Here is an 18,156-nt window from a genome sequence, read left to right on the forward strand (position 1 = left end):
CCTCTTAGTTAACGTATGGCAAATACATCGTGAGGTAGAACTGTGTTTAAATTATGATGATGCCAGCCGAAAGCGCCCGCGCGACCGCGTGAGTTGTATTCATCGCGCCCAGTTTGTGACGCGAGCTTTCGATGTAAACGCGCAGCGTATGTTCCGAGATATTTAGCTCAGCCGCAGCCTGTGCGCGGCTCATTCCCCGGGCAAGGCAGCTCATGGATTCCAGCTCGCGCGGGGACAGCGCGGGCACGCTTCCATCTTCACCCCACTGCTCGAATTCCAGCGCCTTTTTGTTGAACTCGTGTCCCAGGATCATCAGATCTCGGGCGTTGTCGTCGATGAATTGCGCCCATTCCTCGTCGCTGAGAGACGCATTCAGCGTAAACAGCGCGAACTGTCCACTTGGTCCGCGAATGGGGATCGTATAGCCCTGATTTCCCAGCCCGTGATCCAATGCGTCCTGCCACATTTCGCGCGCTGGTTTTGACGACCAGTCGAGCTCTTTCCAGGACACCGGCGTAAACCTTTGAAAACAGCCAAAAATAACAGGGTCCATCCGCAGGTAGTCTTTTTCAAGATATCGGTCGACCCATTCTGCCGAATAGGTGCCCGCCCCGTAACGTTCCCCGACCGAGTTTACCCAATGATAAACGGTATGCTCGACATTGTAGTGATCCCGCAGCGATTCCAGTACCGCTTGCAGGTCTTCAAGCGTGACCGCCGCTTGCAAGGTAAAGAGAAGGTCTTCGAGCCGGTTCGTCATAGGTACGCGCGATCTCCTTCTGCTCGCGAGACGTGTTTGAAATCTCGGTCAAAGCAATGAGACGCGCATCTTCAAGCTGTTCTGCCGTCACACTCAGACCATTTCTCTCAGCATAGGCCATGAGGTCGGCAAGTACATCAACAATCCATTTGTCAGACACGGCAAAACCCTCGAACAGTAGCGCTTTTGGCAACTTTAGCAGGTGTATTTGCCACTTCTAACTCGCGGATTGAAACTCCCCATAAATAGCGAGGCAGCGAAAGGTGGAAAAATTACCTTCCGTAACGGAAATCTCACAAATTCCGCGGACTGATGGGGGTGATTCGCATACAAGAATCAATTGCCCGCCACCTTTGGTAAGGCAGCGGGCAGGTTTAATTGGGTAGTAAGTGCGGCTTATTTGGGGCCGGCTTCCAGTGCGTCTTCGAAGGTCCGCAGGCCGGTCTTCGGCGACTGAACCAGTACCGACATGTTGCCCGGCTTGTGTTCGTTTTTATACATCTTCATGTGCGCATCCGGGATTTCCGCCCACGGGAACACTTCCGACATGTAAGGGTCGATGCGACGCTCGATCATCAGCTTGTTTGCCGAAGCCGCTTGCTTGAGGTGTGCGAAGTGCGAGCCCTGCAAGCGCTTCTGGTGCATCCAAGTGTAGCGAACGTCGAAGGTACAGTTGAAACCGGTGGTGCCGGCGCAAATCACGACCATGCCGCCCTTCTTGCAGACCAGATTCGAGACCGGGAAGGTCGATTCACCGGGGTGTTCGAATACGATGTCTACGTTGTTGCCTTTGCCGGTGATGTCCCAGATGGCCTTGCCGAAGCGGCGTGCCTCTTTGAACCATACGTCGTATTCCGGCGTGTTCACGGTGGGCAGTTGGCCCCAGCAGGTGAAGTCCTTGCGGTTGATCACGCCCTTGGCGCCCAGCCCCATCACGAAGTCACGCTTGCTTTCGTCCGAGATCACACCGATGGCATTGCCGCCTGCTGCGTTGATCAGCTGGATCGCGTAGGAACCCAGACCGCCCGATGCACCCCAAACCAGAACGTTCTGACCGGGCTTCAGTTCATGCGGGTGGTGGCCGAACAGCATACGGTATGCAGTGGCCAGCGTCAGCGTGTAGCAGGCGCTTTCTTCCCAGGTCAGGTGCTTGGGACGGTGCAGCAGCTGCTGCGCCTGAACGCGGGTGAACTGTGCGAACGAGCCATCGGGGGTTTCATAGCCCCAGATCCGCTGGCTGGGCGAGAACATCGGATCGCCACCGTTGCATTCTTCGTCGTCGCCATCATCCTGGTTACAGTGAATGACAACTTCGTCGCCCACTTTCCAGCCTTTGACTTTGTCACCTACGGCCCAAACGATGCCTGAAGCATCCGATCCGGCAATGTGATAGTCCTGCTTGTGCACGTCGAACATGCTGACAGGTACACCCAGACCGGCCCAGATGCCGTTGTAGTTCACGCCAGCGGCCATCACCATGACCAGAACTTCGTGGCTATCCAGTTTGGGGGTCTCTACGACTTCAACCTGCATGGCCTTGTTGGGTTCGCCCTGACGATCGCGGCGGATCGCCCATGCGTACATCTGTGCGGGAACGTGGCCCAGCGGGGGCATTTCACCGATCTCGTACAGATCTTTCTTCGGAGCATCATATTCGGCGATGCCAGTTTGCGTGTCCAAAGCCATGGCGGCCTCCTGTTTTCGCGTGTTATTTGATTCTATCGCCGCAGTGCAGAATTGCGGCTGCTACTGCAGCATTACTTTTCTAAAAGTAAGATTGCAACACCAATTGGCAACTTTTTGTAATTTTATGTCGCGCCCGATTTTGACCTCGACGTCAAGTAGACGCGCCCAATACGCATTATAGCACAGACGCGTCCGCGACCTCGGCAGGGGTCAGGTCCGAGATATGTATGGGCTCCAGTTCCGGGCTGAGATGCGCGATAGAGTTCGCGTAATAGGCCAGGATCAGCCTGTCAGGGCGATGTACGTGGAACTGAGCATCATCGCCCTCGCCGTCTTCCACAATGATCTTGCGCAGCAAAAGCTCGCGCAGTCCGACTTCGGCCGCGTAAGCCATGTCCCCCCGCGGGATATGTACATGTGCGCCGTCGGCCTCCATCGCCGAGACCAAAGCATCAAAGCGCGCGACGATCTCGGCGCGGGTCTGCCCATCACCCTCAAGTAAAATAGCCGAGACCACCGGCACAGGCAGCACCGGCACCACATCACGAATACGCGCCATCAGCGTATTCCCCAGAGGCTCCAACATGTCTTCAGGCGGGTTCCCATCCAAGAAATCCACCAGCGACACCGGGTCGCCAAAAGACACCGAGGCATAGCCAAAGCGATAGAAGCGCCCAGTGACCCGCTGCCACACATGCCGCCCGACATGACGCGCCACATATTTGAACCGAAGCCCAAAACGGCGCGTTCCCTTGATATCCGCAGACACCAGCACGCGGTCTTCCAGCACCCGGTCATAGTTCATCGCAACAGGGATAAAGACCACATTGCGGCTTTCGCCCGGCACGAAGTCTTGCACGATATAGCTGAGCAGCCCCAGCTTGGGCGCACCGACCTCGCCGTTCAGGCTCAGCCCCCCTTCCGGGAACATGGCTTGCGTCACGCCGCCATCCGTCGCCATGCGCACATAGCGCGACAAAACTTTGCGATAGAGGTTGTTGCGGCTTTTACGCCGGATGAAATACGCGCCCATCGATCGGATCAACGTGCGCAAGGGCCAGACCCGCGCCCATTCCCCAACCGCATAAGAAAGGTGCGATCGTTCGGCGGCCAGCCATGTGACCAGCACATAGTCCATGTTGGATCGGTGGTTCATTACAAAGACCACAGTGGCGTCGGGATCAATCTCACCCAGCCGCGCCTCGTCAAAGACGCCAAGGCGCACCCGATAGAACGCGCGCGACAAGAGTTTGGCCAAGCGAATCCCGAACCCGAAATAGGCGGTGGCGGAAAACCGCGGCACGATCTCGCGCGCGTAACGTTGGGCCTTTTCGAAGGCCACCTGCTCCGGGATGCCTGCCTTGCGCGCGTGTTCGACAATCGCCTTGGCCACTTCCGGATCATAGGACAGGCGCTGCACCATGTCATAGCGCCGGGCCAGCTTGAACGGCTCGATCGGACGCTCCAGCCGTTCATTCAACTTGGCGACAGCACGCTCCAGCCGCTTACGAAAGAACCAACGCACAGACGGGAACAGAAAATGCGAGGCAAAGGTCACCGTGGCAAAAGCCAGGATCAGCACAAGCAACCAAAGAGGAAGTTCCACAACGCGCGTCATGTCAAACCTGTCTCACCAAATGCAACAAAGGTAAAGTGGCCCGATGCATGCGCCGTGCCAAGAGCCCTCGGTATTCACTTTCATATATAGACGCCGCCCCCTTACGGACGACACAGGCACTTCACGTAACTTTCTTCCCGTGATTTTACCCCTTGCGTAATTTTCTTGCGCGACTAAAAATGCTGCAGCGCAACATAAGGTGAGTCTCTGCCATGTCTTCGAATACCATCCGCCCCTGGCTTTTCCGCACCTATGCGGGTCACTCGACCGCAAAGGCCTCGAACGAACTGTACCGCACCAATCTGGCAAAAGGTCAGACCGGGTTGTCGGTCGCCTTCGATTTGCCGACCCAGACGGGCTATGACAGCGATCACAAACTGTCGCGCGGTGAAGTGGGCAAGGTTGGCGTACCGCTCAGCCATCTGGGCGACATGCGCGCGCTGTTTGACAACATCCCGCTTGAACAGATGAACACCTCGATGACGATCAACGCCACTGCGCCGTGGCTGCTGTCGCTTTATATTGCGGCCGCCGAGGAACAGGGCGCCGATATCTCGAAGCTGCAGGGCACCGTTCAGAACGACATCATCAAAGAATACCTGTCGCGCGGTACATATGTATGTCCGCCGAAGCCATCGCTGCGCATGATCACCGACGTTGCAGCCTATACGCGCGAGCACCTGCCGAAATGGAACCCGATGAACGTGTGTTCCTATCACCTGCAGGAAGCCGGTGCGACGCCAGAGGAGGAGCTGGCATTCGCACTGGCCACCGCCATCGCAGTTCTGGACGACCTGAAGGAGAAAGTACCTGCCGAGGCCTTCCCGGCCATGGTCGGCCGCATCTCGTTCTTCGTAAACGCCGGCATCCGCTTTGTGACCGAGATGTGTAAAATGCGCGCCTTTGTCGAGCTATGGGACGAAATCACCCGCGAGCGGTATGGCGTGGAAGACCCGAAATTCCGCCGTTTCCGTTATGGCGTTCAGGTGAACTCGCTTGGTCTGACCGAGCAGCAGCCGGAAAACAACGTCTACCGCATCCTAATCGAGATGCTGGCCGTGACGCTTTCGAAAAACGCCCGTGCCCGTGCGGTGCAGCTGCCCGCATGGAACGAAGCACTTGGCCTGCCGCGTCCGTGGGACCAGCAGTGGTCGCTGCGCATGCAGCAGATCCTGGCCTATGAAACTGACTTGTTGGAGTTCGACGACCTGTTTGACGAAAACCCCGCCGTCGAACGCAAAGTGGCTGAATTGAAAGACGGCGCACGTGCCGAGCTTGCCCAGATCGACGGCATGGGTGGCGCGGTTGCGGCCATCGAATACATGAAGTCGCGTCTGGTGGAATCGAACGCTGCCCGCATCGGCAAGATCGAGGTCGGTGACACGACGGTAGTCGGCGTGAACAAATGGACCGAAGCCGCCGAAAGCCCGCTGACTGCAGGCGACGGGGCCATCATGGTAGCTGATAAGGAAGCCGAAGCCGACCAGATTGCGCGTCTGGAACAGTGGCGCGCGGATCGTGACGACGCCGCCGTTCAGGACGCCCTGAACGCCTTGCGCGCTGCCGCCAAGTCGGGCGAAAACATCATGCCCTCGTCTATCGCCGCAGCCAAAGCTGGCGTGACCACTGGCGAATGGGGCGAAGTGATGCGCCAGACATTTGGCCAGTATCGCGCACCGACTGGCGTGTCGAAGAACCCGTCGAACCGCACCGAAGGGTTGGAGGACATCCGCTCGCGTGTCGACGCCGTGTCGGACGCTCTGGGCCGCCGCCTGACCTTCTTGGTCGGTAAGCCGGGTCTGGACGGACACTCGAACGGTGCCGAGCAAATCGCTGCCCGCGCCCGCGATTGTGGCATGGACATCACCTACGAAGGCATCCGCCTGACACCCGAGGAACTTGTGGCCTCGGCCATCGAGACCAAGGCCCATGTGGTCGGTCTGTCGATCCTGTCAGGCAGCCACATCCCGCTGCTGGAAGAGCTGATGGAACGGATGAAAGAGGCCGGTCTTGGCGACGTGCCCGTGGTTGCCGGTGGCATCATCCCCGACGAAGACGCCGAGCGCCTGCGTGCCATGGGTGTTGCCAAGGTCTACACCCCGAAGGATTTCGAGCTGAACACGATCATGGAAGACATCGTGACGCTGGTGGCCCCCGCCCCGGTTGCAGCCGAGTAAGCCAACCGGCCTGAACAAAATCTGAAGGCACCTGTCGTCACGGCAGGTGCCTTTTCCTTTCCCGGTGTTCGCGCTACCGTCACTTCAAACAAGAATTGGAGTGCGACATGACTGTCCATATCGGAGCCGAAGAAGGCCAAATCGCAGAAACCGTCCTGATGCCGGGCGATCCCTATCGCGCGCGTTGGGCGGCTGAGAATTTCCTTGAAGGGGCTGAGCTGGTCAATGAAGTGCGTGGGATGCTAGGTTTTACCGGCACTTACAAAGGCAACCGTGTAAGCATTCAGGGATCGGGCATGGGTATGCCGTCGATTTCGATCTACGCGAACGAGCTGATCCGGGATTATGGTGCTAAAACACTGATCCGCATCGGGTCTTGCGGCGGAATGCAGCCGCAGGTGAAGGTGCGTGACGTAGTGATCGCAATGACCTGCACTACGGTCGGAACGCCCTCGAACACCATTTTCCGCGAACTGAATTACTCGCCATGCGCTGACTACGGCCTTCTGGAAGCGGCTGTTGCGGCAGCACGTGGCCGCGATGTGGGCGTGCATGTTGGCGGGATCTATTCCTCGGACACGTTCTATGACGAACGCCCGGACCTGAACAAAGAGATGACCCGCCACGGTATTCTTGGGGTCGAGATGGAGGCTGCCGAGCTGTACACCCTCGCCGCCCGCCATGGCGTACGGGCATTGGGGATCATGACGGTATCCGACCACCTGCAAACCGGCGAGGCGCTGCCCTCGGACCAGCGTGAGAAGACCTTTGGCGACATGGTTGAAATCGCGCTGGAAGCGGCTTTCGCCTGATCCCACCCAATCCCGAATGAAAAGAGGCGCCATGCGGCGCCTCTTTTTTCGTTATTTGTCCTCATTCGGCGTGTCATCCGAAGGTGATGCACGCCACGGTCCTTCAGAATTTGGTGTCGCTACAGGGCTGGACCGTGCCACTGCCTTTTTGGTCGCACGCCGGGCAAACAGCCCCGGGCCCGGTCCGCCCTCGCCGTACCACTCTTCGTCTCGAGTAGCATACATGGTGGCGCCGATCGCCACAAAGGCCAGCGTGGCACCCGCCAGAAGCGCGTAGTCGGTCGAATAGAGGATCAGATAGAGCACCGCGTAGAGCAGTACCAACATCCCGCCCAAGACCCATGTGCGGGATCCAAGCTTCAAGGCGAACCGACCGAACATCAGAAGCAGCAGGATCAAAGCTGTCGCCGATCCAACGTAAGCAGCGGTGAAGCCCACCTGCTCGGCGTAGGCCAGCATTAGTAGGGTGAACACCGCCTGCGACAGACCGATCAGCAGGTATTGCACCGGGTGCACCGGCTTTTTGCTTTGCATATCCATCAGCAGCACCGTCAGGAAGGTCAGGGACACGAATAGGATGCCATAGCGCGCGGCACGCCAGGCTTTTTGATAGAAATCATTAGGTTGATAGAAGCTGACGCCGAACGCGGTGCTTCTGCGCGCGATCTGCTCGTAGTCTTGTCGTGAAATCTGCGGCAGGCTGCGCGCTAGATGCGGAATGGTCCACTTGGCTTGGAACCCGTCGTCAGAAATCTCGGACCCGTCGGGCAGGAAGGCCCCGCCAAAGCTGGGGTCAGGCCAGTCGCTGTTCATTTCTACTGTCGATATCCGGCCAACAGGGGCCACGCGCAGCTGGGCCGCGCCATTCAGCCCAAGCACCAAGTCAAATTTGGTTTGGCCCTTGCCACCCGGCAGGAACGCGATCAGACCTGCAGCCTCGCCCAGCGGCTCCATCAAGATTTCTTCTCCATCCGCAGTCAGGCGGGCTTCGCCACGCAGGGCACGGTTCGAACTGACTGAAAGACGCAGGCTCGCCTCCTCCCACACGGCGAACTCATCCTCGTCCAGCTGCGCTTCGACCCGATCAAACGGGAACTCGGTCGCGATGTTGGCCTGCGCTTTGTAGACCGGCACCTGAAAAATGCCACGATGGCGCATCTGGGTTTCCGTCGTGATCTGGACGTCAAACACATCCGGATAGACATGAAGGGGCTCGCGGTTCTCGATCCGCTCGACTTCGACCAATTTTTGCAGGTTTTCGCCTGTTTCCTTGTCGCGCATGACAAGGCCCGTGGCCTCGTCGATCACATTGTGAAGCTCGGTCACAGTGACGCGGGCCTTCACGGGAATCACGACTTTCGGGCCCGAGATCGTCTGCTCTCCACCCCATTCCTGCCCGACCGACCGGATCGTGTCTTCGGAATAGTGTCGACGGGAATTCACGATGTCCGACACCATCATAAGGGGGATGAACATCACAAGGCACAAAACGCCTACGATAATGAAACGCCAGCCGAGGGATCGCATGGCACACTCCTTTTACTGCACGCTTCTACACTATGGGTTGAGGCGTGACATACAAGCTGGGGATTTCCTTAGCGTCCGTGGCTTTGGTCATAACCATTTACAGGCGGAGACTGCCAATCGCCTAGAGCACCCTCTTGCGGGGCGAACACCTCGACCAACAGCGGATAACAGGCCGCACTGTCCGAGCTATGCTCGTCCGAGCAATCGCCGCCGGGGCACGCACTGAGCGCCCCCAAAAGGTTAATTTCCGCAAAGAATTCAAGGTAATCTCCGGGGCGGACGGGGCTGGCCTTCATGAAATACTGGCCCGTATCGCGGGTAAAGCCGGTGCACATGAAGACGTTCAGCACGTCATGCACATGGGGCTGTGCTTCATCCAGCGAACAGCCAAGGTGATCTGCCAAGGCACGGGTCAGGTTCGAATGGCAGCAATGGTGGTACTGCCCGCCAGACAACAAGTTATTGGTGTAGGGATCACATCGCGTGCCGATCACATCGTGGACCGAGCCTCCAAATTCGTCAAACCCGTACCAATCCAGCGTGTCGTCAATGATGGTGGCCATTGAGCGCATGGCGGGAAAGCTGGTCCACATGCGGTCCGAGACTGACAAATGTGTGCCGTGCAGGGCGCGGGTTTTGCCGGAATAGAACCGTTCGTTCAGATCATCCGCATTCCACAGGTTCAAATCCCCAACCTGCGGCCCCTCGACCGACGATATACGGAAGAACTGTCCGGCGGGCACGCTGAAAGTGCTTGCATCGCGGGCCGGAACAAGAACCTCATCCACCTTCTGCGCCGTCTCGCGTGCGGTGCGATACAGCTCAAGATTTGGAGCCTGCAAACTGTCGACCGGGTAACAAATAACCGGTTTCACCGCTTTGCGAGCTTCGGCATCTGCGGGGGCGACGTGCGCGGGGTTTTGGGGTTTCATAAGGCACTCCGGTTGTCTGAACGCATCAAGACACGCGACCTGTGCAATTGACAAGCCCCCGCAGGATTGCCAAGTCAGAACCAAAGGGAGCAGCCGATGAAACTTGCATATGTAATTGCGCCCGGTCGGGGCACGACGAACCTTTTGCTGGCAGGCATTGCGAAGGCCTTGGCCGAGAAAGGCGTATCGCTGTGCGGCACCGTGCAGTTGGACACCGAACGGGCTGAGGAGCACCATTGCGATATGGATGTATTGGTGCTGCCTGACGGACCAAAAATCCGCATCAGTCAGTATCTTGGCGCCAACGCCCGTGGCTGCAAGCTGAACCCCGAGGCGCTGGAAACCGCTGTAGGTCAGACCGAGGAACGCCTGCGCAACGGCGCGGACCTCTTGATCGTCAACAAATTCGGCAAACAAGAGGCCGAAGGGCGCGGCTTCCGCGAGGCCGTAGGCCAAGCCTTGGCGCAGGATATCCCGGCCATCATCGGGCTCAGCGAAGGCTCGCGCGACGCGTTCATGGCATTCGTAGGTGAAGCCGAAGAGATCGCGCCCGAACATGACGCGGTGATGGAATGGGCGCTATCAGCAACCGGTCGCGCCTGACCTGACACCTATTCCCTACGATAGGAGCCTTCCGTGAGCCAACGGTCCTTCCGCACCCAGCCCGACCACAGCACCTATGACGTCGTAATTGTTGGGGGAGCCATCATGGGCTCCTCGGTCGCATGGTGGTTGTCGCAAAACGCTGATTTCGACGGGCGCGTCTTGGTGATCGAGCGCGATCCCAGCTTCGCGCAATGCTCGACCGCCCATACAAATTCCTGCATTCGGCAGCAGTTCTCCGAAGCCTTGAACGTGAAAATTTCACAATTCACACTTCAATTCATCAAAGACCTGCGCGCCAACATGGGCGGGGACGAACGCATCGAAAACATCACGGTGCAGGATTTTGGCTATCTCTACCTAGCGGATAACGAAACTCGCGCCGAGGAACTGAAGGCCGCACAGGCCATGCAAGCAGCCCTTGGGGCGGGCACATGTATTCTGACCCGCGAAGAACTGGCCCTGGCCTTTCCATTCTATGATCTGGAAGACATCATTCTGGGCAGCCACGGCGCGGTCGATGAAGGCTATTGGGACGGAGGTGCTCTGTTCGATTGGTTCCGCCGCAAGGCCATCGAGGCGGGTGTGGAATACATGTCGGGCGAGGTCACGGGCATTCAGACCGACGGCGCACGCACCACCTCGGTCACGCTCTCGGACGGCACGCAGATCGGATGCAGCCATCTGGTCAACGCCGCCGGGCCTCGTGCGGCGTTCTTGTCGAAAATGGCCGGGCTGGATGTTCCAATCGAGCCGCGCAAGCGCTTCACCTGGGTCTTCAGCGCAGCCAATCCGCTGGACCGCCCCCTACCCCTGACCGTCGACCCCAGTGGCATCCATTTCCGCCAGGACGGGCCCGAGACCTATATGGTCGGCGCCGCTCCTCATGACGACATCGCCGTCGCACCCGATGATTTCCACATGGATCACAGCATCTGGGAAACTCATGTCTGGCCCCACATCGCCACCCGTATTCCGCAGTTCGAGGCGCTGAAGATCGTCACCGAATGGGCCGGGCACTATGCCTATAATACGCTGGATCAGAACGCCATCCTCGGGCCGCACCCTGAGCTGGAAAACTTCCACTTTATCAATGGGTTCTCGGGACACGGGTTGCAGCAAGCCCCTGCCATGGGGCGCGGATTGGCCGAACTGATCGTCCATGGCAGCTATCGCAGCATGGACCTGTCACCCTTTGGGTATGAACGGATCATCACCGGCACCCCCTTTGGCGAGAGCGCCGTGATCTGATCACGATTAGCCGCGGTGTGCGCCGTCAGCCAAAGACTTCACGAAGTCCAGAATATCGGCCACAGGCTCTCCCGCGCCGATTTTCGATACGATGGCCGATCCGACCACGGTGCCGTCCGCCACACTGGCGATCGCCTCGGCCTTTTCGGGGGTGTTCACGCCGAAGCCGACGATCACCGGAATATTGGTTGCCGATTTGATGCGAGCCACTTCCGGACCAACATCGCCTGATTGCGCCTCGGCAGACCCAGTCACACCAGTCACCGACACGTAATACACAAAGCCCGAGGTGTTCTGCAGCACCTTCGGCAAGCGCTTGTCATCGGTTGTGGGGGTCGCAAGACGGATGAAGTTCAGACCCGCTTTTTGCGCGGGGATGCACAGTTCGTCATCCTCTTCCGGCGGCAGGTCCACCACGATCAGCCCATCAACGCCAGCTGCTTTCGCATCCACCAGAAACTGATCCACGCCACGATTGTAGATCGGGTTGTAGTAACCCATCAGCACGATCGGCGTGGTGTCGTCTTCTTTGCGGAACTCTGCGGCCATATCCAGTGTCTTTTGAAGGGTCATACCACCTTCCAGCGCGCGCTGCCCGGCCAGCTGAATGGTCGGGCCATCTGCCATCGGATCGGTGAAGGGCACGCCCAGTTCGATCACGTCGACGCCCGCTGCGGGCAAACCCTTCATCACCTCAAGCGAAGTTTCCATATCGGGATCACCGCCCATAATATAAGCAACAAAGGCTTTCTGGCCCTTTTCCTTAAGCGCGGCAAATTTGGCGTCGATGCGAGTCATGCGTGATCCCCTTCTTGGTCCAGCCCGGTTTGCCCAAGCGGGACAGGAAAATCAATGGCTCACTGATAATCACTGTCCGCCATAATCATCCACCGCACCCCGAATTTGTCGGTCAATGTGCCGAAAAGCGAGGTCCAGAACATCGGAGACAGGGGCATGCGTACATCACCGCCCTCGGCCAAGGCATCGAACACGCGGCGGGTTTCGTCGTCGCCAGCCAGTGAGACACACACATTGCAGCCTGCCATCGCGGGCGTCTCGCCCGAGGGATCGTCACTGGCGAAGAGCCAACCGTCCCCGATAGCCACCCCGGCATGCATCACCGCGTCATCCGGCACACCCGGCATTTGGGCGCGATCTTCTTCGGGCATATCCTTGAACGACATGATCTCGGGCGCGGTCCCGAACACCTCGCCATAGCGGGTCATGGCGGCGCGCGCTTGGTCTTTGAAAAACACATAGGGAATAGGTTGCATACGTCATCCTCCTCCAATTCATGCCTTCCCACTCCACCACGCTTGCGCCCAGCCTGTCAAAGCCCTAGAACGCGCGAGTATTTCAACGACGGAGGCCGTGATGGGTTTCAAGATGGGTATTGTGGGTCTGCCGAATGTGGGCAAATCGACCCTGTTCAACGCACTGACCAAAACGGCTGCCGCGCAGGCTGCCAACTTCCCCTTCTGTACCATTGAACCCAATACGGGTGAAGTGAACGTGCCGGACGCACGTCTGGACAAGCTGGCTGCGATTGCGTCGTCGAAAGAGATCATCCCCGCCCGCATGACTTTTGTAGACATCGCTGGTCTGGTAAAGGGCGCGTCCAAGGGTGAAGGTCTGGGCAACCAGTTCCTGGCCAACATTCGCGAAACCGACGCGATTGCTCACGTTCTGCGCTGCTTTGACGATGGCGACGTAACCCACGTTGACGGTCGCGTGAACCCGGTTGAAGACGCCGAAGTGATCGAGACTGAACTGATGCTGGCCGATCTGGAAAGCATCGAGAAACGCCGCGCCGGTCTGGTGCGCAAGCTGAAGGGCAATGACAAAGACGCCCAGCAGCAGGATCGCCTTCTGGCCGCTGCACAAGAGGTCTTGGAAAACGGCCAGCCCGCGCGAACCGTTGAAGTGGACGAGGAAGACAAGAAAGCGTGGAAGTTGCTGCAGCTTCTGACCACCAAGAAGATCCTTTATGTCTGCAACGTGGATGAAAGCGATGCAGCCACCGGCAATGCGTACTCGAAAGCCGTGGAAGAAATGGCCGCAGCGCAGGGTGCCGCTTCCGTCGTGATTTCCGCCAAGATCGAAGAAGAAATCAGCCAGCTTGAAGACGAGGACATGGAGATGTTTCTGGAAGAGCTTGGTCTGGCCGAAGCTGGTCTGGATCGTCTGATCCGCGCGGGCTACGAGCTTCTGCATTTGGAAACCTATTTCACCGTCGGCCCGAAAGAGGCCCGCGCCTGGACCATCCGCGAAGGCACCATGGCCCCGCAGGCCGCAGGCGTGATTCACGGCGATTTCGAGCGTGGTTTCATCCGGGCCGAGACCATTGCCTATGACGATTATGTCGAATTGGGCGGTGAAGGCCCTGCAAAAGAAGCCGGCAAGATGCGGGCAGAAGGCAAAGGCTATATGGTCAAAGACGGCGACGTTCTGCACTTCTTGTTCAACGCCTGATCTAACTTAAATATCAAACAGCTAAAGCCGCGACAGCCCGTCGCGGCTTTTTCGTTTTCTGGGGTGGCGCGGGCATCCGTGCCTCTTGTTTCCACGCGGACATGACACCCCTCACCAACAGAAATTAATTTTACCATCTGGTAAAACTTTTAATTCTATGCCCTACTGAATGCACCAAAGCCAATCCAAGGAACCAGCTATGGCACATATCAACAGGGAAAATGGCGTTGCAGCCGGGCGGTTAGACCCGACGCAAGTAGCCGACAACTTTACCGACCTTCACCCGGAATATGACGGGCACGAGGCACTGGTCGCAGCAGATCGCTGCTATTTCTGTCACGACGCACCGTGCATGACCGCCTGCCCCACCTCGATCGATATTCCGCTTTTCATCCGGCAAATCGCCACCGGCACACCCGAGGCCGCCGCGAAGACCATTCTGAACCAGAACATTTTGGGCGGCATGTGCGCCCGTGTCTGCCCGACCGAGACCTTGTGCGAAGAGGTTTGCGTGCGTGAAACCGCAGAAGGCAAACCGGTCGAAATCGGTCGCTTGCAGCGCTATGCCACCGACACGCTGATGGCATCGAATAGCCACCCGTTCACCCGCGCGGACAAGACCGGTAAATCGGTCGCCGTTATTGGCGCCGGTCCCGCAGGCCTGTCCTGCGCACACCGTCTGGCCATGCTGGGCCACGACGTTGCGGTGTTCGAAGCGCGCGCCAAAGGGGGCGGTCTGAACGAGTTCGGCATCGCCGCCTATAAATCCACCAACGACTTCGCCCAGCGCGAGCTGGACTGGCTGCTGTCCATTGGCGGGATTGAGATCCGCTATGGTCAATCGCTTGGAGACGGGATCACGCTGAACGCGCTGCAAAGCGACTTTGACGCAGTCTTCCTTGGCATGGGGCTGACCGCAGTCAATGCGCTGGGAATGGATGGCGAAGACAAAGACAACGTCTCGGACGCCGTTGATTTCATTGCCGATCTGCGTCAGGCCTCCGATCTGACCGCCCTGCCCGTTGGACGCCGGGTCGTCGTCATCGGCGGCGGCATGACCGCGATTGACGCAGGCGTGCAAGCAAAGCTGCTGGGCGCGGAAGACGTCACCATCGTCTATCGCCGCGGACAAGAAGCGATGGCCGCCTCAAGTTTCGAACAAGAGCTTGCACAGCAAAAGGGTGTCACCCTGATCTGCAACGCAACCCCCGTGGGTGTCGAAGGCAACGGATCGCTGACCGGCGTCACCTTTGCTTATACCGAAACCCAAAACGGCAAGTTGGTTACGCTGGACGAGACCTTCACCCTGCCCGCCGATCAGCTGTTCAAAGCCATCGGTCAGAAGCTGGGCGACACGCCCGACGCGCTGACCCTTGAGGGTGGCAAGATCAAGGTCGATGACGCACAGCGCAGCAGCGTTTCAGGTGTCTGGGCCGGGGGCGACTGTGCCTCGGGCGGGGACGATCTGACCGTCACCGCCGTTGCCGAAGGTCGCGATGCGGCCATGGATATTCACGCTACATTGATGGGAGCAAGCTAATGGCTGATCTGACATCAAACTTTCTTGGAATTTCGTCTCCCAACCCGTTCTGGCTGGCCTCGGCCCCGCCCACGGATAAGGAATACAATGTCCGCCGCGCGTTCGAGGCCGGTTGGGGCGGTGTGGTCTGGAAAACGCTCGGCATGGAAGGTCCGCCCGTCGTCAACGTGAATGGTCCGCGCTACGGCGCCATTCACGGCGCGGATCGTCGCCTTCTGGGCCTGAACAATATCGAGCTGATCACCGACCGACCGCTTGAGGTGAACCTTGCCGAAATGACCCGCGTTAAGAAGGATTATCCCGATCACGCGCTGATCGCATCCGTCATGGTGCCCTGCGAAGAAGACGCGTGGAAAGAAATCATTCCTCGCATCGCGGAAACCGGCTGCGATGGATTCGAGCTGAACTTTGGCTGTCCGCATGGCATGGCCGAACGTGGCATGGGGTCTGCGGTTGGTCAGGTCCCCGAGTATATCGAGATGGTCACCCGCTGGTGCAAAGAAGCCACCGACCTGCCGGTGATCGTGAAGCTAACGCCCAACATCACCAACATCCTGCACCCGGCGCAAGCCGCCAAGGATGGCGGCGCGGATGCAGTCAGCCTGATCAACACGATCAACTCGATCACATCCGTCAATCTGGACGCCATGTCGCCCGAACCGATGATCGACGGCAAAGGCACCCATGGCGGCTATTGCGGTCCGGCGGTGAAACCGATCGCCCTGAACATGGTGGCCGAGATCGCCCGCAACCCCGGCACGCACGGCCTTCCCATCTCGGGCATTGGCGGTGTGACCACGTGGCGCGACGCTGCTGAGTTCATGGCGCTTGGCGCGGGTAACGTTCAGGTCTGTACCGCCGCGATGACCTATGGCTTCAAAGTGGTGCAAGAGATGATCTCGGGCCTGTCGCAATGGATGGACGAACAGGGTTACAATTCGATTGATGAAATTGTAGGTCGCGCTGTTCCGAACGTCACCGACTGGCAGTATCTGAACCTGAACCACGTCACTAAGGCGCGGATCAGCCAAGAGGACTGCATCAAATGTGGCCGTTGCTTTGCCGCTTGCGAAGATACCTCGCATCAGGCAATCACCATGTCCGAAGACCGTGTCTTTGACGTGAAAGACGACGAATGCGTTGCTTGCAACCTGTGCGTCAATGTCTGCCCCGTCGAAGGCTGTATCACGATGGAAACCATCGCGCCCGGCGCCATGGATGAACGGACCGGAAAGCCTGTTGCGGATGAGTATGCAAACTGGACGACCCACCCCAACAACCCCGGCGCAACCGCTGCGGAGTAAAAAACCTTCGGCCCTGCTGCCTGCGTGGCAGGGCCATTTGGCGATGCTCAGCTTTTCGATGCTGGTGTCGCTGTCCTTCACCTTTGGACATATCGTGGCCCGCGACATGGCCCCGGCGGCGCTGAGCACCGTGCGCTTTGCGCTGGCTGCGTTGCTGCTGATGGTCGTCGCGAAGGCAATGCGGGTGCCGATTGCCCCTGTATTCCACCGCTTCTGGCGCTTTGGCCTGATGGGCGGGCTGATGGCTGTCTATTTCATCACCATGTTCGAGGCGCTGCGCGTCACGTCGGCGGTATCCACTGCGGCTGTCTTCACCCTGACGCCGTTGATGGCTGCCGGGTTCGGCTATGCCATCGCCCGTCAATACGCCAGCCGCTGGACTCTGATCGCCCTGACCATCGGAGCCCTAGGCGCAATCTGGGTGATCTTCCGCGCTGATCTAAATGCGCTGCTCAGGTTCGAGATCGGATTTGGCGAGGCCTTGTTCACTGTCGGCGCTTTCGCTCATGCCATGGTCCCCGCGCTCGCCCGCAAGCTGGCCCATGACGTGAAACCGGTCCAGACCTCGATCGGGACCATTCTGGGGGCGTTAGTCGTCACGGCCATCTACGGCGCGCCAGACCTGATCGCGACGGACTATGCTGCCCTGCGCCCAGCGGTCTGGTTGGTGATCATCTATCTGGCCGTTGCAGCCACCGCCGGTTCCTTCTTCCTGCTGCAATACGCAGCCCAGCGCCTGCCTGCGGGCAAGGTTATGGCCTACACCTATCTGGTGCCCAGTTGGGTGGTCCTGTGGGATCTGTTGCTGCATGGCAAAACCCAGCCGCTGATGCTGCTTCTGGGGGTCTTTGCTACCCTTCTGGCGCTGCTTATGCTGCTTAGGGCCGAAGCGTCCTGATCAGCATATCCTTGATGAATCGCTCGGCATCCTCAAACCGCGTGGCGGACCGCTCCGGCCCCAACACGGACCGCACCTGCACATCGAAATCCGCATAGTGCTGCGTCATCGCCCAGATCGAAAAGATCAGGTGATGCGGATCCAGCGGCGCCAGTTTTCCAGCATCCATCCAGTCCTGAATGATGGCGGCCTTTTCATCGACCAGCGCCTTCAGGTCCGTCGGAAGCACCTCACCCAGACGAGGCGCGCCGTGCAAGATCTCGGTCGCGAACAAGCGACTTTCGCGTGGCATGTTCCGCGACATTTGAACCTTGCGCGAGACATACGTTAAGATCTCATCCATCGGATCGCCATCCGCATTCAGATCATGCAGCGGCTGCACCCACTTTTCCAGCAGGCTCTCCAGAAGCTCTGCATAGATCTGATCCTTGCCATTGAAGTAGTAGACGACGTTCTGCTTGGACAGCCCAGCGGCTTTGGCGACTTGCTCTAACGTCGTGCCCCGCAACCCTTTTTCCGAGAAGACGTCCAGCGCAGCCTCGAAAATCGCCTGCCGTTTTTCCATCTGATTGCGCG

The 18,156-nt window shown here is 58.6% G+C and carries 17 protein-coding genes; 8 read left to right on the forward strand and 9 right to left on the reverse strand.

Going from position 1 to position 18,156, the window contains the following annotated elements:
- Positions 1–46 precede the first annotated feature (46 nt).
- The 4 genes from G0Q00_RS09055 to G0Q00_RS09070 form a co-directional block, all read right to left on the reverse strand.
- The gene (locus tag G0Q00_RS09055; protein ID WP_163038576.1) at positions 47–760 is read right to left on the reverse strand and encodes a LuxR family transcriptional regulator; all 714 of its coding nucleotides are present in this window, start codon (positions 758–760) and stop codon (positions 47–49) included.
- The gene (locus G0Q00_RS09060) at positions 705–920 is read right to left on the reverse strand and encodes a hypothetical protein (protein ID WP_163038578.1); all 216 of its coding nucleotides are present in this window, start codon (positions 918–920) and stop codon (positions 705–707) included. Before G0Q00_RS09060 ends, G0Q00_RS09055 begins: the two co-directional genes overlap by 56 nt.
- Positions 921–1,156: 236 nt before the next feature.
- Positions 1,157–2,446: a crotonyl-CoA carboxylase/reductase gene (gene ccrA, locus G0Q00_RS09065; protein ID WP_163038580.1), complete on the reverse strand. Its 1,290-nt coding sequence runs from the start codon at positions 2,444–2,446 to the stop codon at positions 1,157–1,159.
- Positions 2,447–2,621: 175 nt separating this feature from the next.
- Complete coding sequence (locus tag G0Q00_RS09070) at positions 2,622–4,064, reverse strand: 1-acyl-sn-glycerol-3-phosphate acyltransferase (protein WP_163038582.1); 1,443 nt, start codon at positions 4,062–4,064, stop codon at positions 2,622–2,624.
- A 212-nt stretch (positions 4,065–4,276) separates the two neighbouring features.
- Between G0Q00_RS09070 and G0Q00_RS09075 the strand changes: the two genes are divergently transcribed.
- Both G0Q00_RS09075 and deoD read left to right on the forward strand, forming a co-directional pair.
- Positions 4,277–6,241, forward strand: coding sequence for a protein meaA (locus G0Q00_RS09075; protein ID WP_163038584.1), 1,965 nt, complete (start codon positions 4,277–4,279; stop codon positions 6,239–6,241).
- 107 nt (positions 6,242–6,348) lie between these two features.
- Entirely contained in the window at positions 6,349–7,053 is a 705-nt protein-coding gene (gene deoD / locus G0Q00_RS09080) for a purine-nucleoside phosphorylase (RefSeq protein ID WP_163038586.1), read from the forward strand.
- 51 nt (positions 7,054–7,104) lie between these two features.
- Here deoD and creD read toward each other — a convergent pair whose 3' ends face one another.
- Both creD and G0Q00_RS09090 read right to left on the reverse strand, forming a co-directional pair.
- Positions 7,105–8,580 (reverse strand): cell envelope integrity protein CreD, encoded by a 1,476-nt coding sequence (gene creD, locus G0Q00_RS09085; protein ID WP_163038587.1) that lies wholly within the window; start codon positions 8,578–8,580, stop codon positions 7,105–7,107.
- A gap of 68 nt (positions 8,581–8,648) precedes the next feature.
- The gene (locus G0Q00_RS09090) at positions 8,649–9,512 is read right to left on the reverse strand and encodes a DUF1989 domain-containing protein (RefSeq protein WP_163038589.1); all 864 of its coding nucleotides are present in this window, start codon (positions 9,510–9,512) and stop codon (positions 8,649–8,651) included.
- A gap of 96 nt (positions 9,513–9,608) precedes the next feature.
- Here G0Q00_RS09090 and G0Q00_RS09095 point away from each other — a divergent pair, with 96 nt between their 5' ends.
- Together G0Q00_RS09095 and G0Q00_RS09100 are read left to right on the forward strand one after the other, a co-directional pair.
- Entirely contained in the window at positions 9,609–10,115 is a 507-nt protein-coding gene (locus G0Q00_RS09095) for a DUF2478 domain-containing protein (protein WP_163038591.1), read from the forward strand.
- A gap of 33 nt (positions 10,116–10,148) precedes the next feature.
- Positions 10,149–11,366 carry an FAD-binding oxidoreductase gene (locus G0Q00_RS09100; RefSeq protein ID WP_163038593.1) on the forward strand — a complete coding sequence of 406 codons (1,218 nt, stop codon included), beginning with the start codon at positions 10,149–10,151 and terminating at the stop codon, positions 11,364–11,366.
- A gap of 6 nt (positions 11,367–11,372) precedes the next feature.
- On the opposite strand, the gene trpA is transcribed toward G0Q00_RS09100, so the two are convergent.
- Both trpA and G0Q00_RS09110 read right to left on the reverse strand, forming a co-directional pair.
- Positions 11,373–12,164 carry a tryptophan synthase subunit alpha gene (gene trpA / locus G0Q00_RS09105; protein WP_163038595.1) on the reverse strand — a complete coding sequence of 264 codons (792 nt, stop codon included), beginning with the start codon at positions 12,162–12,164 and terminating at the stop codon, positions 11,373–11,375.
- Between the two features lie 59 nt (positions 12,165–12,223).
- On the reverse strand, positions 12,224–12,640 hold the full coding sequence (locus tag G0Q00_RS09110; RefSeq protein ID WP_163038596.1) for a VOC family protein: 417 nt from the start codon (positions 12,638–12,640) through the stop codon (positions 12,224–12,226).
- A 100-nt stretch (positions 12,641–12,740) separates the two neighbouring features.
- Here G0Q00_RS09110 and ychF point away from each other — a divergent pair, with 100 nt between their 5' ends.
- The 4 genes from ychF to G0Q00_RS09130 all read left to right on the forward strand — a co-directional run bounded on the left by ychF (position 12,741) and on the right by G0Q00_RS09130 (position 17,580).
- A complete protein-coding gene (gene ychF / locus G0Q00_RS09115) occupies positions 12,741–13,838 on the forward strand; it encodes a redox-regulated ATPase YchF (protein ID WP_163038598.1) in 1,098 nt (365 codons plus the stop codon).
- Between the two features lie 199 nt (positions 13,839–14,037).
- The gene (locus G0Q00_RS09120) at positions 14,038–15,378 is read left to right on the forward strand and encodes an NAD(P)-dependent oxidoreductase (protein ID WP_163038600.1); all 1,341 of its coding nucleotides are present in this window, start codon (positions 14,038–14,040) and stop codon (positions 15,376–15,378) included.
- Entirely contained in the window at positions 15,378–16,682 is a 1,305-nt protein-coding gene (preA, locus tag G0Q00_RS09125) for an NAD-dependent dihydropyrimidine dehydrogenase subunit PreA (RefSeq protein WP_163038602.1), read from the forward strand. Before G0Q00_RS09120 ends, preA begins: the two co-directional genes overlap by 1 nt.
- Complete coding sequence (locus tag G0Q00_RS09130; protein ID WP_163038604.1) at positions 16,630–17,580, forward strand: DMT family transporter; 951 nt, start codon at positions 16,630–16,632, stop codon at positions 17,578–17,580. The genes preA and G0Q00_RS09130 overlap by 53 nt, the downstream gene beginning before the upstream one ends.
- Here G0Q00_RS09130 and G0Q00_RS09135 read toward each other — a convergent pair.
- A complete protein-coding gene (locus tag G0Q00_RS09135; protein ID WP_239058405.1) occupies positions 17,561–18,145 on the reverse strand; it encodes a TetR family transcriptional regulator C-terminal domain-containing protein in 585 nt (194 codons plus the stop codon). The two genes, G0Q00_RS09130 and G0Q00_RS09135, sit on opposite strands and share 20 nt — an antisense overlap.
- Positions 18,146–18,156: the final 11 nt, after the last annotated feature.

The sequence above is a fragment of the Aliiroseovarius sp. PrR006 genome (genome assembly GCF_010500215.1).
Classification (GTDB): Bacteria; Pseudomonadota; Alphaproteobacteria; order Rhodobacterales; family Rhodobacteraceae; genus Aliiroseovarius.